A 10,391-nucleotide genomic window follows, 5' to 3' on the forward strand; every position below is an offset into this window, starting at 1 on the left:
TTGAAATCTCTAGAGGGGAGAATATGAATTTTTACAGGATATACAACGTTTCGGTGTCAATTAATAAGAGGGAGGGGTTTATAAAGTGAAGACAGTTATAGAAGGTGTGTATAGTCCTTGTTATGGAAAAGTAGAGAAGTTATTTGTTACGGAAAGTTCTTACGTATACGAGTGGGAGAAATTAGCGTTAATTGAAACGATAGATAAACAGAAAGTAGAAATTAAGATAGGAATCAGTGGTTATATTGAATCATTAGAAGTAGTAGAAGGACAAGCTATTGCTGATCAAAAGTTATTAATAACAGTAAGGGATGACCTTTTAGTAACAGGCAGTGATTAATGTAAGTGATGTGTATTTTTGCTCTTTTAAATCATTATTTTTACGGTGAATAATTTTAAAAACGCTTACATTAAATGGATTGGCAAAGTGAAAAGGGGGGATTTATATGATGGATCAAAACCAAGGATTAAAAAGAGAATTGAAAAGCAGGCACATATTTATGATTGCACTCGGTGGAGTTATTGGTACAGGACTTTTTTTAGGATCAGGTTATACGATTCATGAAGCTGGGCCTGGAGGAGCAATTGTAGCCTATCTTGTCGGTGGATTTGTAATGTATTTAACGATGCTCTGTCTTGGAGAATTAGCGGTTGCGATGCCTGACGCAGGGTCTTATCAAACGTATGCGACAAAGCATATTTCTCCTGCAGCAGGTTATGTAGTGGGATGGATGTCGTGGTTAAACTGGTCTGCTACGATAGGCATTGAATTAATTGCAGTTAGTATTTTGATGAAACGTTGGTTTCCTGATGTACCGTCATGGATTTGGTGTGTAGTGTTCGCGGTATTGCTCTTTGCTATTAATGCGTTATCTTCAAGAAGTTTTGCGGAAGTGGAATTTTGGTTTGCAAGTATTAAAGTAATTACAATTATTGCATTTATTATTTTGGGCGGGGCAGCAATGTTTGGTTTTCTAGATATGAAAGGAAATGAACCAGCGCCAATGTTCTCTAGCTTTACTGATTATGGTGGATTGTTTCCAAATGGATTATCAGCCATTTTAATTACAATGATTGCAGTTAATTTTTCTTTCCAAGGAACAGAATTAGTTGGTATTGCAGCAGGTGAGAGTGAAAATCCAGAGAAAACAATCCCGAAGGCAATTAACAATACAGTTTGGCGTATACTTGTTTTCTTTGTACTATCTATTTTTATTCTTGCTGGACTATTCCCTTGGCAGCAAGCAGGAGTAATAGAAAGTCCATTCGTAGTTGTATTTGATAAAATTGGTATTCCTTATGCAGCAGATATTATAAATTTCGTTATTATTACAGCAGTACTATCCGTTGCGAATTCAGGATTATATGCAACTTCGCGTATGCTATGGTCTATGTCTAATCAAGGAATGATTAGTCCAATTTTTGGCAAGTTATCTAAAAACGGTGTTCCTATTTATGCATTAATCGTAAGCACAATTGTAGGGTGTCTCTCACTACTATCAGGTATTTATGCGGAAGATACAGTTTATTTATGGCTGCTTTCTATCGCTGGATTCGGAGCGATACTAGTTTGGGCATCTATTGCTTTATCAAATTTATTAGCTAGAAGGTCATACATGAAGCGGGGCGGGGATGTTAAGGACTTGAAATTTAAAACACCATTGTATCCATTTGTACCACTTCTTGCGTTAGTATTAAATTTAACAGTAATCGTTGGCATGGCCTTTATTCCAGAACAAAGAATGGCATTGTATTGTGGTATTCCATTTATGATTGTTTGCTTACTGTTTTATCGTGCTACAAGAAATAAGGGAAGTAATGTAGAGCATATTGAAAAGACAAATACAACGGAACTAGAGAGTTTATAATAGTGATTAATTAGGAGACTGTAAAATTGTAAACAGTCTCTTTTTTTGTGAAAATAAAGCTGGAAACATACTATGTATGCAAAGGGGAATTAGCGATGAATCCAGAAGTTTCGCAGTTGTTAAACCAAATAGATTCAAGGAAAGAGGAATTACTAGAACTTACAAAAACTTTAATTCGTTTTGAAACACCAGCACCGCCAGCGAGAAATACAAATGAAGCACAAGAATTTGTTGCAGAGTTTTTAAGAAAACGAAATTTTAGTATTGATAAATGGGATGTATATCCGAATGATCCGAATGTTGTTGGGGTAAAAAAAGGGATAAAAAGTGACTCATATAAAAGTCTTATTATTAATGGACATATGGATGTAGCCGAAGTGTCAGCAGATGAGGCGTGGGAAACAAATCCATTTGATCCATTTATAAAAGATGGCTGGTTAGTTGGACGTGGCGCAGCAGATATGAAAGGTGGGCTGGCTGGAGCGCTATTTGCCATTCAACTTTTACAAGAAGCTGGTATTGAATTACCTGGAGATTTAACTTTTCAATCGGTAATTGGAGAAGAAGTTGGAGAAGCAGGTACACTTCAATGCTGCAAAAGGGGTTACGATGCTGATTTTGCAGTAGTAGTGGATACGAGCGATTTACATATGCAAGGACAAGGCGGTGTCATTACTGGATGGATTACAGTGAAAAGTCCACAAACGTTTCATGATGCAACGCGCAGACAAATGATCCATGCTGGAGGACGTTTATTTGGAGCGAGTGCGATTGAAAAAATGATGAAAATTGTACAAAGCTTACAAGAATTAGAGCGCCACTGGGCAGTTATGAAAACATATGAAGGCTATCCATCTGGAACAACAACAATTAATCCAGCTGTTATTGAGGGAGGAAGGCATGCGGCGTTTATTGCGGATGAGTGCCGATTGTGGATAACAGTGCACTTCTATCCGAATGAAACACATGAACAAATAATAGACGAAATTGAAGAGTATATTGGAAAGGTGGCAGCTGCCGATCCATGGTTAAGTGAAAATCCGCCACAATTTAAGTGGGGCGGAGAATCAATGATTGTAGATCGTGGGGAAATTTTCCCTTCATTAGAAGTAGATAGTGAACATAAAGCTGTAAAAAAACTTAGCTCAGTACACGAGTCTACTCTATTAAAAAATGCAATTTTAGATATGTCTGCAACGGTAACTGATGGTGGTTGGTTTAGTGAGTTTCACATTCCAGCGATTATATATGGACCAGGTACATTAGAAGAAGCACATTCTGTAAATGAGAAAGTTGAAATTGAACAGTTAATTGAATTTACAAAAGTGATAACAACATTTATATATGAATGGTGCCACACGAAAAAATAGATTTGTATAGTAAAATCGTACGAGTATGTATACTTGTACGATTTTTTAGTGAACTATTTCAGAGTTGAATATAAACAACTGAAATAGTTCTTTATTTTGCTATGTCTTTCGTTTCATTTCAAGTAATTTCTCTTTTGCTAATTCAACGGCAATCGCATCATCTAAATAGCCAATTGGAAAGAGATAGTCGGGAATAATATCTGTCGATAAAATGAAATAAAGTAATGCGCTCCCAAGAACTGCACGTTCTTCTTTTGAAATGGTTTCATTGCAAAATTGTTGATACATATCTGTTAATTGTTCAATAAAAGGACCAGCACTATCAATTTGCTCTAATTTGCTTGCGAAACTGTCACGAATACGATTTTCGCCTTCTGTTGTCTGGGCATAGCGTTCGTAATTTTCGAGTTCTTGTTTTACGCGAGTTGTAGTGTAATCGAAATCGAATAAGTTAGAGGATTGTAAAGTTTGTTGAATGGTATCAAGAGATGTGTACATATCCGTTTTTTCTTTATTTATGTGAGGAGAATCAGGGTACATTTCATCAAATAACAATTGGGGTGGAACTTGAAGACATTCTGCAAATTTTTGTAGATGTTTTTGTTTTGGCGGTTGTTTGCCATTAATAATTCTTGAGACTGTTGCAGGATCAATATTTGTAAGTATTCCTAGTTGGCGCATAGATAGGGCGCGTTCTTTTAAAAGTTTTTTTATTAATTTACCAAGCCGATCATTCGGATTTTCATTAGCCATAGTGTAGGCACTCCTTTTTTAGTGTTGAAAAAATGTTGAGCATTTATTACAAGTATATGAAACAGACAGGCACAGTTGCTCAACATTTTCATAATATGCATTGAAAAGTGAGAAAAAGGGGTGACTATTTATGAGTACGGCAGGCTTATTTTCAATTTTTTTAATTGGGATCGCTTCTAATTTAGATAATGCAGGTGTTGGAATTGCGTATGGCATTCGTAAAATTCGTATTTCGTGGTTTAACAATTTTATCATCGCATTCTTCGGGTTTTTATTTACTTTACTAGCTGGATTTTTTGGGAACTGGATTGCGTTATTTATTTCAGAGTTTACAGCAAACCTGATTGGAGCAATCGTTTTAGGGATAATCGGGGTGTTTATTTTATGTCAGCCTTTCTTGAGTCAAAAAAATACTGTAGGTTCTAAAGGTGATAATGTACTTATGGGAATTTTACGTGATCCAGAAAAAGCAGATTTTGATGGCTCTAAAACAATTAGTTTTTCTGAAGCACTTGTTTTAGGAGTTGCATTATCTATTAATAATATTGCAGGTGGGTTTGATGCTGGGGTAACAAATTTAAATCTTTGGCTTACAGCGACTATTTCTGGGGTGTTTAGTTTTATTTGCATAAGTGGTTTTGCATATGTAGGGAAACGATATTTAGCAGCATACTTAGGGAAATGGGCGACGGTTATTGCAGGAGTGTTATTAATACTTATTGGGATTGATCAGTTGTTGTGAAAATAGAAAAGCAATGTTCGAGCATTTCCTCGGAAATACTTGAATAAATTGCATATATCGACATCGGATATTTACTTCTTAATAAATAAAAAGCACCTACATACTACATAGGTGCTTTTTAGCGTATGTCTTCAATTAATTGCTCTGATTCTTCATGCATACTGTATTCACTTAACACTTGGATGCAAAGCCATTTTAATTCCTCGATAGTATGCTCAAGTTCTTCAGGAAGCACATGATGAATGTCTTCAAGTCCCATCCCGAAATGAATAAGTTCAAGTACTTGATCATCGATGTTCCGATCCATTAATAATTCAAGTACTTCTAAATTGAATATGTATCGGTGAGCTTCGTCGAGTGAAACAACTTTTAACTTCAAGCTTTCTACAATACTCAATATAAAAAGAAGGATTGTTTTTTCAAGAACAGGTTGTTTTCCCATTTGAAATATTAGTTTCATCTTTCACACCTCCACATATAGCGCTAGGTTGTACTATATTATTCAGGAGGGGGGAACAAATATGCATGATATAGAGAAACTTTCAGCACTGTTTTTGTAAGAGGATTGATAACTGACAAAAGTGAGATTTTGGTGAAATAAAAAATCCTGCCAGTATAGCAGGATAACTCGCGATTAAAAAATACTCCAGCCTTCTTGAGCAGAAAGAAGTTCAAGAATTTTAAAACCAGCAATACTATTTCCGTTTGCATCTAAAGCTGGTCCGAAAATGCCGATTCCCATATCGCCTTTTACGCAGCCGAAAATACCACCCGCTACACCACTTTTTGCAGGGATACCAACGCGTATTGCAAATTCACCAGATTCGTTATACATACCACATGTGACCATAAATGTTTTGCAAATTTTTGTAATATGTTTAGGGATGATTTGTTTCTTTTTATATGGATCATATCCATCCATTGCAAAAATTAAGCCGATACGTGCTAAATCGATGCAGTTTACTTCAACTGCGCATTGACGAGTATATAAATCCATAAGTTCTTCAATATCACAATCGATAATACCGTTTTGTTTCATATAATAGCAAAGCGAACGATTTAGATAAGCTGTCTCTAATTCTGAATCGGCAACTTTAGAGGAATAATTAATAGTAGGGTTATCTGTTATTTCACGTACAAAATGAAGAATACGTTCCATTTTTTCCTCGTTATCTTTTCCTGCTAACATGCTTGTAATAGCTAATGCTCCTGCATTTATCATTGGATTAAGGGGTTTGGATGGACTTGTCGTTTCTAACTTAATAATAGAATTAAATGGGTCACCCGTTGGTTCCATTCCAACTTTGGAAAATACATATTCTTCACCACGGTCTAAAAGGGCAAGGGCAAGTGTAATTACTTTGGAAATACTTTGAAGAGTAAATAGTGTTTGTGAGTTGCCTGCATGGATATATTCTGTTTCTTTATGGAAAATGGCAATCCCTAAATCGTCTGGATTTGCATTTCCTAGTTCGGGGATATAAGTAGCAAGTTTTCCTTTTTTCGTATATGGTTTTACTTGTTCTAACAACTGCTGTAAGTTGTTTGTTTCAATGCACTGCATAGTACCAACGCTCCTATTTCGAATTAACTAAGTTTACTTTTCCCGATATGCTCGGAAATAAATAATAACATGAAAAAGTGGAATGATAAAACGAAAGTTATATGTTCTATAGTAGGTCGTTCTTTCAAGTCCTTTGTATTAAAAAAGGAGAATTTCCCTTTTATATAACAGTTTGGAAATAGGAGATTTATCCATAAAAAATTCGAAAATAAAAACTACACATCTATACAACTATATGTTATTATGGTTATGTAAATAGAAAGCGTTTTCTAAGGCGTACTTATAATGATAACGATTTCATAAATTTGATAGGGGGAATTAAAATGTTGCAGTTTTTACAACGTATTGGTAAAGCGTTAATGCTTCCAATCGCCGTACTACCAGCAGCAGGATTATTGCTTCGTTTAGGGCAACCAGATGTATTTGATATTCCTGTTATGGCACAGGCCGGTGCAGCAGTTTTTGATAATTTAGCACTCATTTTTGCAATTGGTATTGCAATCGGTCTTTCAGTTGATGGTAGTGGTGCAGCAGGTCTTGCAGGTGCAATTGGTTATCTAGTTATGAAAAACAGTATTGATGCACTTAGTAAGGGATATTCTACTGTAGAATTACAAGATAAATTAGGCAAAGTCCAAGATTTAATAGGTAATAGCGCTAATGTTGATCCATCTAAGCTTGCAGATACAATGACACAAGTATCTAAGGCAGCCGAATTATCGACTAAAGTGGATATGAAAGTTTTAGGTGGTATTATTGTTGGTGTTATAGCGGGACTTCTTTATAATAAATTCCATAAGATTAAACTTCCAGAATGGTTAGGGTTCTTTGCTGGAAAACGTTTCGTCCCAATTGTTACATCGGTTGTGATGTTAATATTAGGAATTCTATTCGCACAAATTTGGCCAGCAATTCAAAATGCTATCGATGCATTAGCTCATGGAATTGTTAATTTAGGGGCAGTTGGTTCAGGTCTATTTGGTTTATTAAACCGTCTATTAATTCCAATCGGTTTACATCATGTAATGAACACATATTTCTGGTTCGTACTTGGTGACTTTACAAATGCAGCAGGTAATGTTGTAAATGGTGATATTGCTCGCTTCCTTGCCGGAGATAAAACAGCGGGTATGTTTATGACTGGTTTCTTCCCAGTTATGATGTTCGGTTTACCAGCAGCATGTTTCGCAATGATTGCGGCTGCTAAACCAGAAAAACGTAAAATGGTTACAGGTATGTTAGGTGGTCTAGCATTAACTTCATTCTTAACTGGTATTACAGAACCAATTGAATTCTCATTCATGTTCTTATCACCAGTATTATATGGTATTCATGCTGTATTAACAGGTCTTTCTTTATTCATTACAACAACTCTTGGTATTCACGATGGTTTCACATTTAGTGCCGGTGCAATCGATTATTTCTTAAACTTCGGTATTGCAACAAAACCATTATTACTAGCGGGAGTGGGCTTAATTTACGCAGTAATTTATTTCGTTGTATTCTACTTCTTAATTAAGAAGTTCGACCTAAAAACTCCTGGTCGTGAAGACGAAGAGGAAGTAGCTGAAGGTGAAGAAGCTCCAGTTGCAGGTTCAATTGGTGAAACTTACGTAGCAGCTTTAGGCGGAAAAGAAAACTTAACAGTTATTGATAACTGTGCAACACGTCTACGCTTACAAGTAAAAGATGCTGGTCAAGTAAATGAAGCAGCATTAAAACGTGCTGGTGCAAAAGGTGTTATGAAATTAAGTAATACAAGTGTACAAGTTATCGTAGGTACAAATGTTGAATCTGTTGCCGATGATATGAAAAAACACGTATAAATAATGAGATAAGAGGATGTCTAAAAAGATTGATAACATCAATTTTTTACAGGATATCCTCTTTTTTTGTTAACAATTTAACGGGAATCTTACTTTTGTAAATTTTCTTTTTCTTTTTTGTACATATGGGTTGGTAATATGTGTAGTGCGTGATAAAGTAGGGATGATATAGAATGGATTATCCATAATCTACTAAAATAAATCTTTAGTAGAGGAATTAAATTATTGGTGAGTAAGGGGAAAAAAGCAATTATGGATCAGGAAAAAAATAATGCGAATGGGAAAGCAAATCGGCCGATTGTATACATAAAAAGGACAATCATTCTCGTCTTACTATTATCACTTGTATATTTCATGTATACAAAAATTGTTGCGCATAATAAGAAAGAAGAAACTTTAAAAGCGGCAGCAGAAATGAAGAAACAAGAAGAGCTAAAAAAGAAAGAAGAAAAAAAGAAACAAGACGTACAGAAGCAAAAACAAAAAGAGCAGGAAGAACAAGTGAAGCAAGCGCAAGCTGCGGAACAGCCTGCTGAAGGACCACCTCAAGAAATTAATGAAAACGCTCAATTGGACCAGTATTTACAAAACGCAGGATTTAGCGGGACAGCTGTTATTGTGAAGAACGGAAAAGTTCTTCTGAATAAAGGGTACGGTATGGCAAATAAAGAGCAGCAAGTACCGAATAATTCAGAGACGACTTTTTATATTGGCTCTATTTCAAAGGCGTTTGTAGCAACTGCTATTATGCAATTGAAAGATCAAAATAAATTACAAGTAGAAGATACTGTTGCGAAGTATATTCCAGATTTTCCACAAGGTAATAGTATTCAGCTAAAACATCTATTAACACATACATCAGGGATTCCCGAATATGAGCAAGGAAAAGAAGATATTTCTCATGAAGAACTGATAAAGCGAATAGGAAATCAAAAGCGTATTGGTGGTCCAGGAGAGAAGTGGAAGTATTCCGATTCGAACTACTCTATACTTGCATACATTGCCGAGAAGGTAAGTGGACAGTCGCTTGAAGAATATATTAAACAACATATTTTTGCTACTGCTGGTATGAAACATTCTGGTTTTGGCACAGCGTTAGAACAAACAAGATTCCCATCAACGGGTTATAAAATAGTAAATAATAATATGACAACACCTAATATTCCGAGCATGTCACAACTATATGGTTGTGGTGATATATATACGAGTGCACATGATTTATATTTATTTAACGAAGCGTTATACTCTGGAAAGTTAATTTCAAAAGCGAGTTACGATCAAATGTTTACAGCCGTGAAAAAAGATTACGGATTTGGCTGGTACGTAGACCCAGGAAGCTATTCGAATCACGGTGTAATGCCAGGTTGGAATTGTTTAAATGGATTTAGTAAAAACGGTAGTGTGTATGTTGTTTTATTATCTAACATTCAAAACAACATTAAATCATTTGGTAAAGTGAATAATGACATTTATACGATGTTGCGAAATATTGAAGTGTAAGAAACTATCCTTTTGGATAGTTTTTTTTTGCCCTGAAACAAATATTTCTTTTAGAAAATGTATGCCTTACCTATCACAAAAACATCTATTTTGTATACATTAAGATGTATGGATGTAAAATTTTATAATCTAAAAATAATAGGAGGAGAAGTGTATGTGTCTGTTCAGAAAATATTGGCATAAATTATCAAGATTGTTTAATAGACAATTAAGCTATTTTTTAGATGATAAATTATTGCCTGCTGTGGAACGACTTTTATTTTCGCAAAACTTTGCAAGGTTTATTCAAAGAAACTCTAAGCAAGCTACGGAAGAATTTATAAAATCAAGCCAATTTCAATCTATTATTTGTAACATTTTAAAAGAATGCAATACATCACCTTTTAAAGAAATTGCAAAGCAGTATTTAGGTAAAAACGTTGAAATTACGGTGACAGTTGGACAATTAACAGGTGTGATTGTAGCAGTTGGTGATGATTTCTTAACACTACAAGAAGGAATAGGGACGGAAGTTTTATTACCATTTACAAGTATTATATCAATAAAAGAAGCGTAAGAAAGGAGACTTATATATGTTATTTACTGATGAATTGCGTAACCATGTTGGTGAGTTAGTGCAAGTTGTTACAGCTGTAGAAATTGTTGCAGGCATTCTGTTATCTGTGACGGATGGGGCAGTAAGTGTTCGTACTTCTCCTTCTTATGGACCACCGGAAGATGTAATCGTGCGTACTCCTATTATTGCTTATGTTCGCTTGGAAGGGTAAG

Annotated in this window: 11 protein-coding genes and 1 pseudogene; 9 read left to right on the forward strand and 3 right to left on the reverse strand. The window is 35.2% G+C overall.

Annotated elements, in window-relative coordinates; genetic code table 11:
* The first annotated feature begins 85 nt into the window (after nt 1-85).
* The 3 genes from IBT51_RS18655 to IBT51_RS18665 all read left to right on the forward strand — a co-directional run bounded on the left by IBT51_RS18655 (nt 86) and on the right by IBT51_RS18665 (nt 3,238).
* Nucleotides 86-340 (forward strand): biotin/lipoyl attachment domain-containing protein, encoded by a 255-nt coding sequence (locus tag IBT51_RS18655; protein ID WP_000859489.1) that lies wholly within the window; start codon nt 86-88, stop codon nt 338-340.
* A 106-nt stretch (nt 341-446) separates the two neighbouring features.
* On the forward strand, nt 447-1,868 hold the full coding sequence (locus IBT51_RS18660; RefSeq protein WP_200458718.1) for an amino acid permease: 1,422 nt from the start codon (nt 447-449) through the stop codon (nt 1,866-1,868).
* A gap of 95 nt (nt 1,869-1,963) precedes the next feature.
* Complete coding sequence (locus IBT51_RS18665) at nt 1,964-3,238, forward strand: acetylornithine deacetylase (RefSeq protein WP_053565329.1); 1,275 nt, start codon at nt 1,964-1,966, stop codon at nt 3,236-3,238.
* 99 nt (nt 3,239-3,337) lie between these two features.
* Here the strand turns inward: IBT51_RS18665 and IBT51_RS18670 are convergent, their stop codons facing one another.
* Nucleotides 3,338-3,991, reverse strand: a complete 654-nt coding sequence (locus IBT51_RS18670; protein ID WP_001262777.1) for a DUF1232 domain-containing protein — start codon at nt 3,989-3,991, stop codon at nt 3,338-3,340.
* A 130-nt stretch (nt 3,992-4,121) separates the two neighbouring features.
* On the opposite strand from IBT51_RS18670, the gene ytaF reads away from it, so the two are divergent.
* The gene (gene ytaF / locus IBT51_RS18675; protein WP_065481910.1) at nt 4,122-4,733 is read left to right on the forward strand and encodes a sporulation membrane protein YtaF; all 612 of its coding nucleotides are present in this window, start codon (nt 4,122-4,124) and stop codon (nt 4,731-4,733) included.
* A gap of 118 nt (nt 4,734-4,851) precedes the next feature.
* Here ytaF and IBT51_RS18680 read toward each other — a convergent pair whose 3' ends face one another.
* Both IBT51_RS18680 and glsA read right to left on the reverse strand, forming a co-directional pair.
* The gene (locus IBT51_RS18680) at nt 4,852-5,193 is read right to left on the reverse strand and encodes a DUF3969 family protein (protein ID WP_000766603.1); all 342 of its coding nucleotides are present in this window, start codon (nt 5,191-5,193) and stop codon (nt 4,852-4,854) included.
* A gap of 174 nt (nt 5,194-5,367) precedes the next feature.
* The gene (glsA, locus tag IBT51_RS18685; protein WP_001149850.1) at nt 5,368-6,297 is read right to left on the reverse strand and encodes a glutaminase A; all 930 of its coding nucleotides are present in this window, start codon (nt 6,295-6,297) and stop codon (nt 5,368-5,370) included.
* Nucleotides 6,298-6,366: 69 nt separating this feature from the next.
* Between glsA and IBT51_RS27325 the strand changes: the two are divergent.
* From IBT51_RS27325 to IBT51_RS18705, 5 genes and pseudogenes are all read left to right on the forward strand, one after another.
* A pseudogene (locus tag IBT51_RS27325) lies at nt 6,367-6,479 on the forward strand (transcriptional regulator).
* Between the two features lie 141 nt (nt 6,480-6,620).
* Nucleotides 6,621-8,123 carry an N-acetylglucosamine-specific PTS transporter subunit IIBC gene (gene nagE / locus IBT51_RS18690; RefSeq protein ID WP_000938907.1) on the forward strand — a complete coding sequence of 501 codons (1,503 nt, stop codon included), beginning with the start codon at nt 6,621-6,623 and terminating at the stop codon, nt 8,121-8,123.
* Nucleotides 8,124-8,375: 252 nt separating this feature from the next.
* The gene (locus tag IBT51_RS18695) at nt 8,376-9,623 is read left to right on the forward strand and encodes a serine hydrolase domain-containing protein (RefSeq protein WP_200458717.1); all 1,248 of its coding nucleotides are present in this window, start codon (nt 8,376-8,378) and stop codon (nt 9,621-9,623) included.
* A 154-nt stretch (nt 9,624-9,777) separates the two neighbouring features.
* The gene (locus IBT51_RS18700; RefSeq protein ID WP_048563992.1) at nt 9,778-10,179 is read left to right on the forward strand and encodes an LSm family protein; all 402 of its coding nucleotides are present in this window, start codon (nt 9,778-9,780) and stop codon (nt 10,177-10,179) included.
* Between the two features lie 16 nt (nt 10,180-10,195).
* Entirely contained in the window at nt 10,196-10,390 is a 195-nt protein-coding gene (locus IBT51_RS18705) for a hypothetical protein (RefSeq protein WP_000899471.1), read from the forward strand.
* Nucleotide 10,391: the final 1 nt, after the last annotated feature.

The sequence above is a fragment of the Bacillus sp. S71 genome (genome assembly GCF_016625265.1).
Classification (GTDB): domain Bacteria; phylum Bacillota; class Bacilli; order Bacillales; family Bacillaceae_G; genus Bacillus_A; species Bacillus_A cereus.

Bases quoted from the DNA above. Each gene is read 5' to 3' on its own strand.
- IBT51_RS18660 (WP_200458718.1), top strand. From the start codon at position 447: ATGATGGATCAAAACCAAGGATTAAAAAGAGAATTGAAAAGCAGGCAC.
- IBT51_RS18665 (WP_053565329.1), top strand. From the start codon at position 1,964: ATGAATCCAGAAGTTTCGCAGTTGTTAAACCAAATAGATTCAAGGAAA.
- IBT51_RS18670 (WP_001262777.1), bottom strand. From the start codon at position 3,991: ATGGCTAATGAAAATCCGAATGATCGGCTTGGTAAATTAATAAAAAAA.
- ytaF (WP_065481910.1), top strand. From the start codon at position 4,122: ATGAGTACGGCAGGCTTATTTTCAATTTTTTTAATTGGGATCGCTTCT.
- IBT51_RS18680 (WP_000766603.1), bottom strand. From the start codon at position 5,193: ATGAAACTAATATTTCAAATGGGAAAACAACCTGTTCTTGAAAAAACA.
- glsA (WP_001149850.1), bottom strand. From the start codon at position 6,297: ATGCAGTGCATTGAAACAAACAACTTACAGCAGTTGTTAGAACAAGTA.
- nagE (WP_000938907.1), top strand. From the start codon at position 6,621: ATGTTGCAGTTTTTACAACGTATTGGTAAAGCGTTAATGCTTCCAATC.
- IBT51_RS18695 (WP_200458717.1), top strand. From the start codon at position 8,376: ATGGATCAGGAAAAAAATAATGCGAATGGGAAAGCAAATCGGCCGATT.
- IBT51_RS18700 (WP_048563992.1), top strand. From the start codon at position 9,778: ATGTGTCTGTTCAGAAAATATTGGCATAAATTATCAAGATTGTTTAAT.
- IBT51_RS18705 (WP_000899471.1), top strand. From the start codon at position 10,196: ATGTTATTTACTGATGAATTGCGTAACCATGTTGGTGAGTTAGTGCAA.